Below are 16,459 nucleotides of genomic sequence, written 5' to 3' on the forward strand. Positions count from 1 at the left end.
GTTATGAGAAAAGAACTGATCAAAGCGCCTTACGGGCGCACGGTCCGGCCTCCCTTCTTTTCACTGGTATTGTGCGCGGTGCTGCTGAGCGTATTGGACCTGGATGCCCAGGTCGCCTATGCCTCCGCCACCCGCCGCCAGCTGACAGGAACGCAGGGACAGGCGTCCGCCCGTGTTCCGGACTATGCCGTCAGCCTCCAGGTAGAAGACCTGCCGCTGGCTGCCGTACTGGAGAAAATAGAACAACAAACGGCCCTCGTTTTCGTGTACGCCAACGAAGACATTAAAGCCACCCGCAAAATCACGCTCAACGTAAAAAACAACAAACTGGACGACGTGCTGCAGATGCTCTTGCTGCCGTTGAATATCCGGTATGAGTTCATCAACAACAAAATCATCCTGAAAGATGCCACCGCCGTAGATGTCAGCCGGCAGCAGCAGGAACTGGTGATCACCGGGCGTGTGGTCAACAATAAAGGCGAAGGCATCGCCAATGTCAACGTACGGCTGCAGGGGCAGTCCATCGGTACGGTAACGGATACACGTGGTAACTGGTCGCTGAAAGTGCCGCCGGCACAGGCCAACGGTACCCTGGTATTTTCATCGGTGGGGTATGTACCGTCTGAAATCAGCATCAACGGCCGTACCAGCATAGTAGCCATGCTCGCCGCCGACGCCAAAGACCTCAGTGAGATCGTTGTCACTGCCTACGGCCAGCAGAAAAAGACGCAGGTGACCGCTGCCATCAGCACCATTTCCAACAAGGATATCACCAGCCGTCCCACCACTAATATGTTCCAGGCCTTACAGGGACTGGCGCCCAACCTGATTATCCAGCAAAACGTAGCGGAGCCGGGAGCGGCCATCAACCTGAACATCCGCGGCGTGGGCAGCCTCACCGGCAATGCGCCGCTTGTGATTGTGGACGGGGTACAGGGTGGTACTACTGCCTTGCAAAACCTCAACCCTTACGATGTAGAGAGTATCTCCGTGCTCAAAGACGCCGCATCGGCAGCCATCTACGGCTCGCAGGCAGCCAACGGCGTCATTTACATCACCACCAAAAGAGGGAAAAAAGACGAGCGCCCCACCGTGCAATACAACGGCCTGTATGGTTGGCAAACACCCACCACGCTGCCCCGGCAGGTGGAAGCATGGGAGTATATGACGCTTAAAAATGAGGCGCTGGTGAACTCCGGTAAAACACCGCAGTTCGCCCCTTCTGAGATAGCGTTCTGGCATAACCGGGGCTCACAGCCCGCCATGCTGCGGGAGATGGTCCGCCGGTTTACACCGCAGCAAAACCATAGCCTCAGCGTTACGGGCGGCGGTAAAACCAGCAGCTACCTGCTGTCGCTGGGCTACCTCGATCAGGGAAATATGTTGCAGAACCGCTGGCTGCCTTCCGGGCAGGATTTCTATTACAAAAGGTATAATGCCCGCCTTAACGTGTCCGTCGATATCGGTAAATACGTGAAAGTATCCGGTAACGTGGCGTATACCCGCTCCAATATCCGCACGCAGGCGTTCGACATGGGCCTGCTCATGCGCGATGCGATGCGCGTGCCCCGTATCTATCCCGTCAAAGACTCGCTGGGCAACTGGGTGGTGCCCGCCCTTACCAGCAACAGCGTATTTGCCCAACTGGGAGAAGGCGGTTACAAACAGAATGTCATTGACAACCTGATGGGCGGACTGGACGTGGTGATCACCCCGGCGCCACACCTGAAAATAAACCTCAACGCATCGGGTAATTATAACATCAACGCCGAAACGCGGCGCATCAACAAATACAGCTATGCGCCGTATTATACTACCGCTACCGCGCCACAGTTCAATGAACTGCACAAATCGGAATACAAAGACCTGTACACTAACGTGTACGCTACCGCGGAATATGAAAATACTTTCGGACAGCACTATGTAAAAGGACAGGTAGGGGTGCGCAGCGACGCGGTGGACGAACATTACGGCTTCCGCATGGACCGCTTCGGCACCACCAACCTGGACGGCGACTGGTCTATCGGCGGCGGGTACAAGCCCAATCCCGACGGTACTTTCAACTATGGTAACATCAACGACTATAACGATTTCTCCAATCCTAACCTGTACGCATTGAACTCTCTTTTCGGCAGGCTGAACTACGCTTTCAAAGACCGCTACCTGGCGGAGTTCACCTGGCGTTATGACGGCTCTTCCAAGCTGGCGCCCGGCCACCGCTGGCAGTTCTTCCCCGCGTTCTCGCTGGGATGGCGCGTTACAGACGAAGCCTTTATGGAATATGTGAAGGAACATATCGGTAACGTGAAGCTGCGCTATTCGTGGGGGCGTGTGGGTAACTCCAACATCGGCGGATTTAACTATCTCGCAAGGGTGCGCCTGACGGACGGCGACGGTGATTTCAGAAGAGGTAACTATTCTTTTAATAACACCCCCGCCACCGGCGCTACCTTTTCTACCTACAACGACCTGTTGCAATGGGAGATTTCCACGATGAGCAACTACGGCATTGACGCCGATTTCTTCAACGGAAAGCTGACCGCTTCCTTCGATTATTTCGATAAGATAACCACCGGTATCTACCTGTTCCAGACGGTGCCGGGTACCGCCGGTATCGACGCCCCGCTGGAAAACGTAGGCAAGGTGGACAACAAAGGATGGGAGCTGGCGCTCACGTACCGCATGAATACCGGTGCTTTCCGCCATGCTTTCGGGTTTAATATTGCCGACAACCTGAACAAAGTGATCCGGTTCGGACAGGAATCCATCCGTGGCTCCGATGTGCAGTTCATTATCAGGGAAGGATTCCCGATCGCTTCCTATTACGGCTACAAGTCCAACGGCCTGTACCAGAACCTCGATGACATCAAAAACGCGCCGAAAGTGCCTTTTGCCTATAACCAGCAGGTGATGCCCGGCGACGTGAAATACATTGACCGCAACGGCGACGGCGTGATCGATGAAAACGACCGTTATGTATTCGGTAATCCTTTTCCCCGCTATACCTTCGGTTTTAACTATAATGTAAGCTGGAAGAACTTCGATTTCTCCATGTTCTGGCAGGGAGTGGGCAAACGGTCGCAGTTCCTGCGCGGCGATATTGTGGAAGCATTCCACAATAACGAAGACCACGCCATGCTCCAGCACCTGGACCGCTGGACGCCGCTTAATCCCGGCTCCAGCTACCCGAGGCTGACCATCGGTGCGGCCAACGCCAACAACTTTGCGTATTCCGACTACTGGTTGTTTGATACCAAATACCTGCGGCTGAAGAATGTGCAGCTGGGCTATAACCTGCCCTTCGCCTGGACCAACCGGGCCGGGATACAACAGGTACGCCTGTACGTAAGCGCGCAGAACCTGATCACGATTATGCCTGCACGTTTCAGGGAGCTGGGCGTAGACCCCGAGTTTACACAGTTTGACGACCATATGTCCATGTCCAACTATAACCCGGTGGCAGGCCGAAACTATCCCAACGCACGGACTTTTGCGGTGGGGCTGGACGTTAAGTTTTGATGCTTAAATGTGTTATTGTATGAAGAAATTAACCATCATGATATTACTCGCCGGTGTGGTTGTCAGCTGTCGCAAGCTGGACCAGCCCATCACCAGCGAGTTTACCGAGAACGCCTACTGGCGTAATGCACAGGACGCGCTGGATGCGCTCACAGCCTGCTATGAACATCTGGCCAAAGACGATTACTTTTTCGGGGATGAAGCGCTGAGCGACAACGCCTATGTGAGCGGCGACGGGATGCTGGCCGTAACGAGGATCGCCAACGGCAGCTACGATGCTTCCAATGCCCGTGACCGTGATACGTGGGGCTACTATTTTACCACTATCCGCCGTTGCAACATTGTGGCAGAGAATATAGACCGTGTGCCTGCGATGGATGCCACCCTGAAGAAGCGGATAGTGGCCGAGGCCCGCTTTATCCGCGCCTACGCTTATTTTCAGCTCACCGCCTGGTATGGCGATGTGCCTTTTACTACCAAAGTATTGTCCATCGACGAGTCGAGGACTATCTCCCGCACGGATAAAAATACTATCCAGCAGTTTGTGCTGCAGGAGCTGGCGGCGATACAACCTGATCTGCCGGTGAATACGCAGATCGCAGAGAAAGACCGGGGCAGGGTGTCGCGTGGCGCCGCTATTGCGCTGAGTGCCCGGGTGCATTTGTTCCGCAGTGAGTGGGCGGCTGTAGTAACTGACTGTGAAAAGCTGATCGGTAAAACAGACAACGGGACCTACCAGCTGTTCGGAGGCTACAGCAGCCAGTTTACCGTAGCCAATGAATACAATCCTGAAGTGATACTGGACCTGCAATACGGTGGCGGACGCACGTACGACAAACAGCGGCAGTTTCTGCCGCAGACGGTGGCCGCGCTGAGAAGCGTGCTGGTGCCTACGCAGGACCTGGTAGACGACTATGTGATGCTCAACGGAAAAGGTATCCGCGAAGCCGGTTCCGGTTACAACGAGAATAATCCCTATACAGGCCGCGATCCCCGCTTTGAAGCCACTATCCTGCATCATGGTTCTAAGATCATTGACTTCAGCGGCGTGGAGCAGACCATCCTCACACAGCCGGGTTCTGTGCCTGCCACCAATACGGTGGATGACCAGGGCGCTTCGCCTACCGGGTACTATTTCTATAAGTACTATGACCGCACCGCTACCGTGTACCAGTCGGGCCTCAACCTCATCCTGGTCCGTTACGCCGATGTGTTGCTGATGTATGCAGAAGCGAAGATGGAACAGGGGCAGCTGACGGCAGGGGTGTGGGACCAGACCGTCCGGGCCTTGCGTGCCCGCGCCGGTTTCACTGACGGGGCGGCGCTCACCTTTGACGGCAGCTGGTCGCAGGCGGAGCAGCGGACCATTATCCGCCGCGAACGCCGGGCTGAACTGGCCTTCGAAGGACAACGTATTTTCGATATCCGCCGCTGGAAGATCGCCGACCAGGTGCTGAGCCGGCCGGTGAGAGGTATTAAAGTCACCAGCGGCTCTTTCAACAAAGACCCGCAAGGGTACATCATCGTGGAAAACCGGGTGTTCGTCAATCCCAAACACTACCTGTGGCCGGTGCCCACGTTTGAGCGCGACCAGAACAAAAATCTCTCACAAAACCAGGACTGGTAAATCCATCTCACCAAAAAAAGTCATCACATGAAATCATATATTATCTATCTCTCCTGTATCCTAGGTCTGCTGCTGACAGCCTGCCAGAAAGACGACTATCGGCTCAATACCAATATGCAGCCGGTGCCGCGCCTGACCGCGCCGGCAGATAACAAGTATGTGAAGCTGCAGCCTACCACCAGTGCCAGTGTTACGTTTGAATGGGACCAGGCCCGTGCGGAAGATGGTTCCCTTGTACAATATGAGGTGGCCTTTGATAAACCCAACGGTGATTTTTCTTCTCCGGTGGCGCGGTATACCTCCGACGGGGGCGGCGTGCAAAACAGGCTCACGTTGTCTCACAAAGACCTGAACAGCATTGCCGGTAAGGCGGGCATCCCTTCGTTGGGCGTGGGTAAACTGAAATGGACCGTACTGGCTGCCAAGGGATATAATATCCGGCAGGCGGCGGAGACGAAGCTGCTAGAAGTAGAGCGGCCGGCGGGTTTTGCAGAGGTGCCGGCGGATATGTTTCTGACCGGTGAAGCTACCGAAGCCGGTGCGGACCTGAGCAAGGCGATGAAGATGAAAGCGACTGCCCCCGGCGTGTTTGAGATATATACGTCGCTGAAAAACGGGAAGTATCATTTTGCCGCGCGTAACAGTGGTACGCCTGCCACCTACTCCTGGAGCGGCAGCGCACTGAAAGAAGGCGGCGAGACGGAACATACGGCCGGCACCAACGTATACCGCCTGCGCCTCGACTTCAACAATGCAGCGATTACCGTTACCCGGATCAACAGCATCGGGCTCTGGTTTGCACCGCTAAACAAGTTTTTGTTTGAGCTGAGCTACCAGGGCAACAGTACCTGGGCGGCGCTGGGCCAGCAGATCGTGTTCAAGCAGGAATCCTGGGGCCGTGACGAGCGTTACAAATTCCGTATGGCCGTGACCGGTAGTGATGGCACCGCGGCTGACGAATGGATCGGCAGCAGCAACGCCGATAATAACCGGCCTACTGCTTCTTCGCCGTTATCTTACTGGGAGCTGAAGCCTATCGGCAACAATGACCAGTGGAACTACTGTTATAAGTTCGCCACAGAAGCGGATAACAGGAACTGCGATGTGAAAGTGTATTTCGCGCCTGATAAAAATTACACCCACGAAGTGATCGTTAAATAAGATAACTATGAAGTGTATACGATATTGTTTAGTTTTAATGACGCTGCTGAGCAGCGCCGCTTGTCTGAAGGAGCCGGTAGACGACGGGCCGGGGCCTAATCCCGGCAAAGCGCGGTATGTGTTTGACTGGAACAGGATCGCCGATTCGTCGCAGGTGTCGCTGGTGGGCAACTTCTGGAACCAGGCAGGGTATTTCAACCAGAACAGTGCAGGCAATGCCACGTTTCATTACTGGCCCAGCGCTCATGCGCTGGATGTGCTGACAGACGGTTATGTGCGTACCAACGACGCTGCGCTGAAAGCCAGGATGGCCACGCTGTTGGAGGGAGTGAAAACGAAGAACGGCAACAGCTACATCAACTTTTTTTATGACGATATGGAGTGGATGACGCTGGCCTGTCTGCGTGCCTTTGAAGCCACCGGGGATACCCGTTACAAGGATGCGGCGCAGTTGATCTGGAACGATATCAAGGGCGGCTGGGATGACGTATGGGGCGGTGGTTTCCACTGGAACAAAGACAAGAGCAAAAACTACAAGAATACGCCGGCCAATGCGCCGGCCTGTATTATCGCCTGCCGGATGTACGGTGTTACCCGCAACCCTGACGACCTCGCCTGGGCCCGGAAAATCTACCAGTGGCAGAAGGCCACGCTGGTAGACCCGACATCGGGCGTGGTGTGGGATGGTATCAACCAGGACGGCAGCGGCATGGTGAACAAGACGTGGTTGTTTACCTACAACCAGGGTGTGTTTATCGGGGCAGGGGTGGAGCTGTACAAGCTCACCGGCGAGCAGTCCTATCTCAACGATGCGCTGCGTACTGCAGGCAATGCGTTGGGGTCTTTCACCCAAAACAACATCCTCAAAGACGAGGGTGGTGGTGATGGCGGGTTGTTCAAAGGGGTGTTGGTACGTTACCTGATGTTGCTGATCACCGATGGCAGCATCAACAGCAGCGATGCCGCGCGGTTTGCCGGCTTCCTGCAACAGAATGCAGAAACGTTGTGGCTGAAGGGTACCTTCCGGCCGCAAATATTGTTTAACAGTAACTGGCAGACCACCAATGCTGCCAGTGACCTGACCACGCAGCTGAGCGGGGCCATGCTGATGGAGGCCGCCGCAAAGCTGAAGGCGATGGGGCTTATAAAATAATGCTTATGTACCGTTCAGTATGGCTAACGGTGGCGTATATACTGTTTGCGACCACTTCGTTTGCCCAGCGCAATGCGCAGCGCGCCGGCCTGTTACAGGCGGCGGTCGACAAACATCTGTATGAACCGGGCACCGGCCTTTACATCCAGACCAGCGACCCTGCCAAAAACCATAATCCGCATGCCGATCTGTGGGGACTTTGTGCGTTGGTGCAAGCTGCCAACGAGATGGAGCGGCTGCATCCCGGGAAAGCTTACCTGAAGCCGGTAGTCCGTGCTATTGATCAGTACTACGATCCGATACCGCCGGCGCCGGGGTATGCGTCGTACGTGGTGAAGGAACGGCGGGAGGACCGGTATTACGACGATAACCAGTGGATCGGTATCGCTTATCTCGATGCTTTCGCCCGTACCAGGCAGCAGCTGTACCTGGATAAGGGGACCGAGATCTATCGTTTTATGATGACCGGTTACGATACGGTGAGCGGGGGAGGGTTGTACTGGAAAGAAGGGGATAAGACCACCAAAAACACCTGCTCCAATGGCCCGGGTATCCTGCTGGCGTTGCAGCTGTATGAAGCCACGCACCGGAAGAGCTACCTGGATACGGCTTTGCTGCTGTATCACTGGACCAACAAACATCTGCGGAATGCCAACGGCGTATTCTGGGATGCGATCAAGCCGCAGGAGAACAACCGGATCGATTCCGCTACGTATACCTATAACAGCGGTACCATGCTGGAGGCTAATGTGAAGCTGTACCGTATTACGAAGCAGCCGCAGTACCTGAAGGAGGCGCAGCAGATCGCCGCCGGCACGCTGCAACGGTTCTATAGGGACGGCCGTTTCCATTCGTCGTACTGGTTCAATGCCGTGTTGCTGCGTGGGTACCTGGCGCTGTACCGGGAAGATAAGGACCGGCGGTATGTAGACGCTATGCAGGCTTACGCCGATAAGGTGTGGGAAGAGGACCGGGACGCCGGTTCCAATATGCTGGGGAAACGTCCGGAGAAAGAGTTGCTGGGGCAGGCCGGTATGATGGAGATTTATGCCCGGCTGGCAGCTCTGAAATAATAAATGACCAGGTGAAAAAATAAGCCGCGCTGGTAGACACCAGTGCGGCTTTCCCTGTTGTTGTCGTTGTCGTATGATTAAAATCTTGTAACCAATGCAATGCCCTGGTAGTCGTTCAGGGTGTTTTCATCGAGAAATACCACGTTCCCCCCTTTGTTGATCACCGCGTCGATGACGGGCAACGTAACATCTGAAGATCCGTTGCCGTTCCCCAGGCTGATGGTGCCGTTATCGATGTGGCCGGTGGGAAGGAAGGTTTGCTCAATGTAGAGTGTATCTGCCTGTCCGTTTTCGGCGGCGGTGTAGATATCATTCAGGTCTACCAGCAGGCGTTGGGCAGACTGTGCGGTGCTAATGTCCTGCATGGCGGCGTCCTGTTTACCGGCGATATATTGCCGGACCAGCGGGAAGGTCACCCTGGCGATTTCCGCGTCGGAAGTATCGTCAAAGTTGCCGTGATGGGTCGCTACTACCAATCCTTTAATGTCCATCACATCCTGGTAAAAGGCGAGGTTTCTTTCTTCTCCCAGCAAAATCACCGGCAGGGGGTTCTCCGCGTAATATTTTTTAAATCGTTTATCTGCTGTGTTAAAGAATTCTTTCAGGAGGTTATCCACGATCATGTCCTGTTGCTGACGCATGGGATCGGTGGTATAATAGCTGTTGGTGTACGGGAAGTCGGCGTTTTTTACCTCATTTTCTATTTTGTCGTTAAACGCTTCCAGCAGCCTTATTTTCTGGCGCGAAACGGCGAGGATGTAATAGTGCTCGCTCTGCTGGATGGCTTTCAGCAGGGGACGGATTTCGAAACGGTCGCCGATCACGTACCGGTCGGTGGTAGCAACAGGCAGGCGTTTTACCTGGATAAGGTCCCCGCTGGCAAAGAGGGCCAGCGTGTCGAGATTGTAATCGTGATTGATATTGTTTTCGGCCTCTTTTATTTTCCCGATGACGGGCCATACGGTCCGTTTATCGTACTGTTCGTACAGTTCTTTTTCCACCTGCGCGATGAGGTTTTTCAGATGGATACTGTCCTGTTTGTTATCCGGGAAGGTGCGGTGGGTAGACAGCAGGATGGTGACTGCCGGCGCGCCGGTGTACTGGCTTAGTTTGATCAGTGCTTGTTCCATAGTGTCCTTGTTTTTCTGGTGTTAAACAATCCGCAATTGGTAATGTTTATCACATTTTACCATACAAAAGTGCATGGAAAAGCGCACCTGAAAAATGACAGGGGTCAGTTGGCGGACTGATGTTCGTCAGCCTGCCTGCGTCCTTTGCTGGTGAGGTAGGGATAGAACTGGTTGAACAGCACCTGGCTGTAGTACTGGACCGCTTTTTTGCCTTTAAGGTGCACTTTGATTTCGTTGTGCGACAGGGCGAAGTCGGCCATGATATATTGCTGGGTGATGAGGTTTTTCCAGATGTAGGGGGGGATATCGTCCCGGAAGATGCCTTCTTCGATGAGTGTGTTGAAGAGGAGGAAGAACTGTTCCTCGCGGGCTTTGTCCCAGCTGTTGTAGATGGTTTTGATTTCCGGTACGCGGCGGGTTACCTCCACAAAGTGGAGGAAGATAAAGCGATATTGCCATATGAGTTCGATCAGCGCTTCTATCCATTGCCGGAAATGTTCCAGGGTGATGTGACGGATGTTTTCACGTTGCATAAAAACACGGGAGAAGCCGTCGTTGAGCTCATTGAAGAGCACCAGGATGATGTCGTTGGTGTTTTTATAGTGGTACTGGAGGTTGCCGTGGCTGATGTCCAGGTCTTTGGCGATATGCCGTATCGTGATCACGTCGATGCCCTGCTCGTTGAATAGTTTGAGGGCGGCGTTCCGGATTTTTTCTTTTGTGTCTACCATTAGTACAAATGTACTATTTTTTCTCCTGACACATATTTTATGCCTTCATGTTGATATAATATTACATAATTCCTTAATTTTAATTTTTTCATTATTTTTCAGGGCGGGAGATGATCCCGTTGTGTTAAACGATAAACCTATCCTAACCTATGAGGCTGTTGTTGTTCCTGGTTTTTGCCTTTGTGCAGCTGGCTGTCTACGGACAGACGGCGAAGCCGACGGCTAAAAAGGGGAACCGGGCCACGGAGTTTCAGATGAAAGAGGGGACGTACCTGGCTTTTGCGCAGGTGAACCTGAGCATGGGGGAGATAGGGTTCCAGGTGGAGGTGGCCTGTGAACATAAAAAGAGTGGTTCCAAACTGGAGTTCCGCATTGACAAGCCCAAAGGCAAAATGATCGGCTCCCTGGATATCCCCTACACCGGTGACAGTACCTACGCCCTCAAGCTGACCGGCAACCTGCGCCATGCGGAAGGTGTACACGACCTGTACATCGTAGCCAAAGGGGGCGTGGCTTTCAGTGTGACCTCCTTTAGTTTTATCCATAATTATTAGTATATACTTTCCCGTTAGTGTGAAAAAAACTTTACTTTTTATTTGGTGAATTAAAATGAGTGCTTATCTTTGCGCTCCCTGATCACAATATCAGTTGCCCAGATGGCGAAATTGGTAGACGCACTGTGTTCAGGTCGCAGCGCCTGCAAGGGTGTGCTGGTTCGAATCCAGTTCTGGGCACGTAATAGGTTGTAAGTATTTGACTTACAACCTATTTTTTTTGTGTCAATGTCGTTTTTGTACGCTTTTATCCGCTTCTGCCCACTATTGGCGACACATAATTGACACACGACATGACACACGAAAATTATTTTCTCTTTCCTCTGCTGCCAGTCAGTCCTACATTTGAGCAGCATGACACAACGACTGTTGTGTACGAAAAAAATTCTTTCTTTCACTTTGGCCCACTTTCTCACCATTTTGCAAATGGCATCAAATCCTTGCTGACACGGCATACTATTAGCGCCTATGGTTTCACCTTTAAACATCGTGCGGTATGAATCTATTGAAGCGAAAGAATGCAAAAGGAGATAGAACCTATTACTATTATGACTTTGGACGTGGCAAAGGCCAACGCCCCGCAACAGGTATCTTCGTATATACGAGGCCCAAAGATCAGACACAAAAGAACCATAACAAACAGGCTTTAGCATTACTGGAAGTAAAGAAAAGCCAGGTTATCATTGAACAACAATCTATAGGCACGGCTTACATTCCACAGCATAAGTTTAAAGAGAACTTTCTTGATTACTACGAGGAATACGTAAGCACCCATAGGCGGAATGGTAACCGTCACCTGCAAAATAGCCTGAATCAGTTCAGGTTGTTTCTGGATACGAAATTCATTTCCCCCGTGGATATAACAGAGGTTCTTTGTAAGAATTTCCGCCGGTATTTGTTAGACAAATACACCGGTGAAACACCCTCCGATTATTACACCCGTTTTAAATGGGTATTGGCAGCCGCTACTTCTGATGGTTATTTCCGTGTGAACCCTACAGAAAAGGTGGCCGCTAAGTCTAATCCCAGTGTCAGGTTAAAAGAACATCTGGAAGTATCGGAATATCTGGAGTTGCTAAATACGCCTTGCACCAACGAAGAAGTAAAAGATGCTTTCATCTTTTGTTGTTACACGGGGTTGCGTTGGGTAGATGTAAAACAATTACGGATAGAACAGATTAATGGGCCTACGCTGACAACACGGATTATTCAGGCTAAAACAGGCTTACCTGTTACTTTAACCTTGCATCCCATTGCGCATATTATCGTAAATAAGCGTCGGAAATCTGCTACTGGATTACTTTTCCGATTGCCTACTGCTGACGGAGCCAATAAAGTACTTGCAAAATGGTTCAGCGCTACCAAGATTGATAAATACATAACGTGGTCTTGCGCCCGGTTGAGTTTTGCCATTCTTTTAAAAGATAAACTGGTAGATGACCCTACTATTGCCTATTTAATGGGGCATAGCACCACTAAGCAGATACAGAAAACGTACAAACGTCATAGGCCGGCAGACCAGCAAACAACAATCCGGCAACTACCCACGCCAGAGCTATTACCCTATTTTCTTAATATATGAACGTGCGGCCCTTCATTATCCCGTAGCGACCAGCCAATTCACTGCGGAGGCCGGAGAAACGTGTTTGAATAAAAATACTACCCCGGCTGCGAGAGCCGAAAGGTGTAACAATGCTACATCGTGTATGGTGCCAGCAGGTGAAGCTAAAATGATGCGGGGTGGAGATTTTTATTCAGTACACCCGAAGGGCAAGCCGGCGCGAAGCAGAGGCGCGGCGTTTCGTAGGCTCGTAGCAGTGAATTATTTTTGAGAAGGGAGAATGGAGGTTATTTGTCTGACTGTTTTTTGCTTTTAGACTTGTTGTCCTTTTCAATTGCCTTTAATACTTCGGCGTCAGGTATAGTCTCACAAAATGCAATAAATATGCTCAGTTTCGTGTTCAGGGCTTCCGCAATGGCTTCCAAGGTGGTGTACTCCGGACTTCTTTGTCCTTTTGAAATCCCCTGAATAATTGTATAGCTAATACCTGAACTGGATTCCAAGCCACGCAGACTTTTAACCAGGTGCCTCCCTGCTTCTTTATCTTTGGAAGCAATATCTTTATTATTGGCTATCCACTGGAGCAAACCTAATCCCAATCTGTATTTATAGAATTTCTTCCCCTTTTCCATCAAAGTAAAATGGGAAAATCTCCAAAATATTTTGATACTAGAACGAGTATCAAAACGATTTTTTCCTATCTTTATAATACCAGTCCTTTTGATTGGACTTGTTATTTCTCTTACTGATAACAATTAAAAGCATATCAATATGATATTTAGGCTATTTGTTAATACATCCTAATGGTGTAATTTAGCAGCTTCATAAAAATATTAGGCGTATTTGCTTAGTTCTCGGAATCACAAACTACGACAATTGAGACACCGGGGGATCGAGTAAAGCGCTCACGCTACTGGCGTGGGCGTCACTATTCGGTGTCGGGGTGTCGTAGCCCAGTGATTCGGTAGGGACTGTCCCACGTCTTTTTTTTGCCCCTACCTCTTCTATTCAGCAGTACGTCTCCATCGCTGAAAATTACTTCTTCAACCTCTTTAAAAAATCGGTTTCAATTTACCGACCAGCGCGCTATTGTCCAAACTATACCAATCACTTTAAACCTCTCTTTATGCATACACAAAATCTTGCAAAGACCCTCCCGGACTGGCACAGTAAACCGTTCCGGTTAACTAAAAAAGAAATCGCCAACCCCTTAACTGTAGTAAAAACCTTCATGGCGGACTTTTCATTGCCGGAAATTCGCAAAACACTAAACGATTGGTTAAGCCGAGTTTTAATCAGTAATGCACCCGATCCACTGAATTATATTTGGTTCAGGGAGGAACTGGAGCGGTTCATGGAAGCGTGTTACACCTCTCAGGAAAGAACGGCAGAATCGCTTTCCCGATCATCAGATTTTATAGCACTGTTAGGCCATGAGCTGCAAGGACAACTTGCGGGAATAGTCCAGTCATTAAATTCCATTGACATGCATAAGCAATCAGATGGCTCCTTTTCGGAAGAAGCCAACGTTTATATTGACTATATCAAAATTATAACCCTAAATGCAAAAACTGTCTATCAAAATATGATAGCTTCCTCTGTGGCTGGGAACGGAAAGTTGAAAATTTTGGAGGAAGAAATGCTGGTAGAGCCGTTTATTCAGTCCTGCATAGATTCATTTTCCATACTCAGCAGCCTGCAAAATATACGGATCGACCGCGATGTTTTTATGCCGCCTGGAATCAAAGGGGTAACTGATTTTGTAAAGCTCCGGCAAATATTCTCCAATCTTTTGCTCAATGCTTTTAAATATGCTCAACCGGAAAGTTATATCATTGCCCGCGCCCACGTCTACGGAGAAAAGATGATTTTGAAGGTGATTAGTCGTGGTAAGACAATACCAAAGGAAAAAATCAAATTGATTTTTGAGCCTTACCAGACACTAGACCAAGTCAATGCCGGGGCTGGATTAGGGCTATATCTTTGTAAACAGTACACTGATGTATTAGGTGGAAACATCGAAGTCAGGAGCAAAAAGGGGCTTACCGCTTTCTCCGTCATCCTTTCCTTCTCATCCATCAATCTCGATAAGTATGGCAAATGAGAATACCAACAGTCTTGCTGACATGCACGGTGTTTTTGTCAGAATTCCGGTTCTCTTTCGGGAAAGAATGTGCGAGCAATGCAACTGGAGTATGCCAACTTTCTATCGGAAAATGAGGCAAGTGAATGATTGGGATAAGGATTCCAGCTTAACATCTACTCTAAGTAATGCAGAAAAAACGATGATGAAAATGGTGGCTATTGAAGTAAAAGAGTGGCTTCAAAATTGCCTGATTCAGTTAATTGAAGCGTAAATTAATGCCAGAATATCTAAGATCGGCAGGCTGTTAGTCTGCCGGTCTCATTATAACTATGGCTGGATTTGGTTTCGGATAATCGCGAGTTCCGAGCGATTAGGTAGTATTACAAAAAGTGTGTCAGGGTGATTAAAGATTAAGTTTTAATCGTTCACTAAAGATAATAGATAATTGGGCCAATGTCTGATTCCAGTTGTGTACTGGCTTGTTCCATTTGGCACATATATTCTCCTGGACAAGGAATAAGAGCTTCATGAGGGCATCTTCCGACTGGAAGGCGCCCTTTGACTTTGTAACAGCGCGAAGCTGCCGGTGGAAGCCTTCAATAATATTGGTTGTATACATGATTCGGCGAATGTCTTTGTTGTACTGAAAATAGCTACTCAATCTTGGCCAGTTTTTTCGCCAGGATTCAATCACTTTGGGATACCTGGTTCCCCAGTTAGATTCCAGCTGATCAAGGCTTCGTTCTGCCTGGTCAGCAGTAGTGGACTTGTAGACGTTTTGAAGATCTTTCATAAATGGCTTAACATCCTTGTAGGAAAGATATTTCTGAGAATTGCGTATCTGATGTACGATACAGAGCTGAACCTCGGTCTTTGGGAAGATACTTTCTATGGCATCAGCAAAGCCCTGAAGATTATCTATACAGGCAATGAAGATATCTTCCAAACCGCGATTCTGTAGATCTGTCAATACCTGCAGCCAGAATTTAGCACCTTCATTCTCCCCGACATACATACCCAGCAACTCTTTGTAGCCCTCCTGATTAAGGCCTATAATGCAGTAAACAGCGCGGCTGACAACCCGTCCCTCATGGCGGACCTTATAATGGATGGCATCCAGCCAGACGAACGGGTAAACCCTCTCAAGAGGGCGACTGCGCCACTCTTGTATCAATGGCAGAATTTTATCTGTAACACGGCTTATCGTGGCTGTAGAAGCCTCCAAGCCATACATATCCATCAGGTGATCCCGGATATCGCTGTAGCTGGCTCCACGGGCGTATAAAGAAATGATCTGTCGATCCAAATCTACCCCAAGCGTTTTATGACGTTTGGGAACTATCTCAGGCTCAAATGTCCCATTACGATCGCGTGGCGGGTTAATATCTACCGACCCAATGGCGGTCTTTACCTGTTTACGCCCTTTTCCGTTCTTACGGTTGGCATCTCCTTCATCTTCAATATGCGCTTCCAACTCACCATCCAGGGCGCCTTCAAGAAACTCCTTTAGCAACGGCGTTAGCACGCCGTCCTTACCTAAAAGCGTATCTCCGTTCTTCAAACGGCTCGCCGCTTGCTTCTTGAAGGCTTCGAAATCAAAGTTTTGCTTTTCCATATTGTCAGTTTAAAGTTAAAAAACTTTTTACTGACACACTTTATGTAATAGTCTCAGCGATTATTTCCACAAAAGCGCCGACTTTGGAGGCAGCTTTTCAAGTGGTTGTGTAACAACCATACAACTTGCTGGTGGCGACTTTTAGGCTGCCGATCTAATTGTCTTTCTTTTCATTTTCTTTGTTATTAATCTTCAATAAGGTTAACTTACTCAATGATATTTTCATGAGTTCCAAAAAACCTCTTTCAG

Annotated in this window: 13 protein-coding genes and 1 tRNA gene; 10 read left to right on the forward strand and 4 right to left on the reverse strand. The window is 50.1% G+C overall.

What is annotated here, in order from left to right; genetic code table 11:
* Positions 1-3: 3 nt before the first annotated feature.
* The 5 genes from HF324_RS13715 to HF324_RS13735 are packed head-to-tail and all read left to right on the forward strand — an operon-like array spanning position 4 to position 8,533.
* Positions 4-3,519 (forward strand): TonB-dependent receptor, encoded by a 3,516-nt coding sequence (locus HF324_RS13715; RefSeq protein WP_168860038.1) that lies wholly within the window; start codon positions 4-6, stop codon positions 3,517-3,519.
* A gap of 19 nt (positions 3,520-3,538) precedes the next feature.
* The gene (locus HF324_RS13720; RefSeq protein WP_168860039.1) at positions 3,539-5,146 is read left to right on the forward strand and encodes a RagB/SusD family nutrient uptake outer membrane protein; all 1,608 of its coding nucleotides are present in this window, start codon (positions 3,539-3,541) and stop codon (positions 5,144-5,146) included.
* A gap of 27 nt (positions 5,147-5,173) precedes the next feature.
* On the forward strand, positions 5,174-6,307 hold the full coding sequence (locus tag HF324_RS13725; protein ID WP_168860040.1) for a SusE domain-containing protein: 1,134 nt from the start codon (positions 5,174-5,176) through the stop codon (positions 6,305-6,307).
* 7 nt (positions 6,308-6,314) lie between these two features.
* Complete coding sequence (locus HF324_RS13730; protein WP_168860041.1) at positions 6,315-7,460, forward strand: glycoside hydrolase family 76 protein; 1,146 nt, start codon at positions 6,315-6,317, stop codon at positions 7,458-7,460.
* Positions 7,461-7,465: 5 nt separating this feature from the next.
* The gene (locus HF324_RS13735) at positions 7,466-8,533 is read left to right on the forward strand and encodes a glycoside hydrolase family 76 protein (protein WP_168860042.1); all 1,068 of its coding nucleotides are present in this window, start codon (positions 7,466-7,468) and stop codon (positions 8,531-8,533) included.
* Between the two features lie 77 nt (positions 8,534-8,610).
* Here the strand turns inward: HF324_RS13735 and HF324_RS13740 are convergent, their stop codons facing one another.
* Complete coding sequence (locus tag HF324_RS13740) at positions 8,611-9,663, reverse strand: AOC03_06830 family ribosome hibernation factor (protein WP_168803017.1); 1,053 nt, start codon at positions 9,661-9,663, stop codon at positions 8,611-8,613.
* Positions 9,664-9,767: 104 nt separating this feature from the next.
* Positions 9,768-10,394, reverse strand: a complete 627-nt coding sequence (locus HF324_RS13745) for a TetR/AcrR family transcriptional regulator (protein WP_168803018.1) — start codon at positions 10,392-10,394, stop codon at positions 9,768-9,770.
* A 149-nt stretch (positions 10,395-10,543) separates the two neighbouring features.
* On the opposite strand from HF324_RS13745, the gene HF324_RS13750 reads away from it, so the two are divergent.
* The 3 genes from HF324_RS13750 to HF324_RS13760 all read left to right on the forward strand — a co-directional run bounded on the left by HF324_RS13750 (position 10,544) and on the right by HF324_RS13760 (position 12,530).
* Complete coding sequence (locus HF324_RS13750; protein WP_168803019.1) at positions 10,544-10,948, forward strand: carbohydrate-binding protein; 405 nt, start codon at positions 10,544-10,546, stop codon at positions 10,946-10,948.
* A 96-nt stretch (positions 10,949-11,044) separates the two neighbouring features.
* Positions 11,045-11,128 (forward strand) — tRNA-Leu (locus HF324_RS13755).
* A gap of 316 nt (positions 11,129-11,444) precedes the next feature.
* Positions 11,445-12,530, forward strand: coding sequence for a site-specific integrase (locus HF324_RS13760; RefSeq protein ID WP_168860043.1), 1,086 nt, complete (start codon positions 11,445-11,447; stop codon positions 12,528-12,530).
* A gap of 266 nt (positions 12,531-12,796) precedes the next feature.
* On the opposite strand, the gene HF324_RS13765 is transcribed toward HF324_RS13760, so the two are convergent.
* Positions 12,797-13,141 carry a helix-turn-helix domain-containing protein gene (locus HF324_RS13765; RefSeq protein ID WP_168860044.1) on the reverse strand — a complete coding sequence of 115 codons (345 nt, stop codon included), beginning with the start codon at positions 13,139-13,141 and terminating at the stop codon, positions 12,797-12,799.
* A gap of 494 nt (positions 13,142-13,635) precedes the next feature.
* On the opposite strand from HF324_RS13765, the gene HF324_RS13770 reads away from it, so the two are divergent.
* Positions 13,636-14,613 (forward strand): sensor histidine kinase, encoded by a 978-nt coding sequence (locus tag HF324_RS13770; protein WP_168860045.1) that lies wholly within the window; start codon positions 13,636-13,638, stop codon positions 14,611-14,613.
* Positions 14,603-14,866, forward strand: a complete 264-nt coding sequence (locus tag HF324_RS13775; protein ID WP_168860046.1) for a hypothetical protein — start codon at positions 14,603-14,605, stop codon at positions 14,864-14,866. Before HF324_RS13770 ends, HF324_RS13775 begins: the two co-directional genes overlap by 11 nt.
* 132 nt (positions 14,867-14,998) lie before the next feature.
* Here the strand turns inward: HF324_RS13775 and HF324_RS13780 are convergent, their stop codons facing one another.
* Positions 14,999-16,210, reverse strand: coding sequence for an IS256 family transposase (locus HF324_RS13780; RefSeq protein WP_168860047.1), 1,212 nt, complete (start codon positions 16,208-16,210; stop codon positions 14,999-15,001).
* Positions 16,211-16,459 lie beyond the last annotated feature (249 nt).

The organism is Chitinophaga oryzae (assembly GCF_012516375.2).
Taxonomy (GTDB): Bacteria; Bacteroidota; Bacteroidia; order Chitinophagales; family Chitinophagaceae; genus Chitinophaga; species Chitinophaga oryzae.

What these genes read in the sequence shown, in the direction of transcription:
- HF324_RS13715 (WP_168860038.1), top strand. Translation starts at nt 4, where the DNA reads ATGAGAAAAGAACTGATCAAAGCGCCTTACGGGCGCACGGTCCGGCCT.
- HF324_RS13720 (WP_168860039.1), top strand. Translation starts at nt 3,539, where the DNA reads ATGAAGAAATTAACCATCATGATATTACTCGCCGGTGTGGTTGTCAGC.
- HF324_RS13725 (WP_168860040.1), top strand. Translation starts at nt 5,174, where the DNA reads ATGAAATCATATATTATCTATCTCTCCTGTATCCTAGGTCTGCTGCTG.
- HF324_RS13730 (WP_168860041.1), top strand. Translation starts at nt 6,315, where the DNA reads ATGAAGTGTATACGATATTGTTTAGTTTTAATGACGCTGCTGAGCAGC.
- HF324_RS13735 (WP_168860042.1), top strand. Translation starts at nt 7,466, where the DNA reads ATGTACCGTTCAGTATGGCTAACGGTGGCGTATATACTGTTTGCGACC.
- HF324_RS13740 (WP_168803017.1), bottom strand. Translation starts at nt 9,663, where the DNA reads ATGGAACAAGCACTGATCAAACTAAGCCAGTACACCGGCGCGCCGGCA.
- HF324_RS13745 (WP_168803018.1), bottom strand. Translation starts at nt 10,394, where the DNA reads ATGGTAGACACAAAAGAAAAAATCCGGAACGCCGCCCTCAAACTATTC.
- HF324_RS13750 (WP_168803019.1), top strand. Translation starts at nt 10,544, where the DNA reads ATGAGGCTGTTGTTGTTCCTGGTTTTTGCCTTTGTGCAGCTGGCTGTC.
- HF324_RS13760 (WP_168860043.1), top strand. Translation starts at nt 11,445, where the DNA reads ATGAATCTATTGAAGCGAAAGAATGCAAAAGGAGATAGAACCTATTAC.
- HF324_RS13765 (WP_168860044.1), bottom strand. Translation starts at nt 13,141, where the DNA reads ATGGAAAAGGGGAAGAAATTCTATAAATACAGATTGGGATTAGGTTTG.
- HF324_RS13770 (WP_168860045.1), top strand. Translation starts at nt 13,636, where the DNA reads ATGCATACACAAAATCTTGCAAAGACCCTCCCGGACTGGCACAGTAAA.
- HF324_RS13775 (WP_168860046.1), top strand. Translation starts at nt 14,603, where the DNA reads ATGGCAAATGAGAATACCAACAGTCTTGCTGACATGCACGGTGTTTTT.
- HF324_RS13780 (WP_168860047.1), bottom strand. Translation starts at nt 16,210, where the DNA reads ATGGAAAAGCAAAACTTTGATTTCGAAGCCTTCAAGAAGCAAGCGGCG.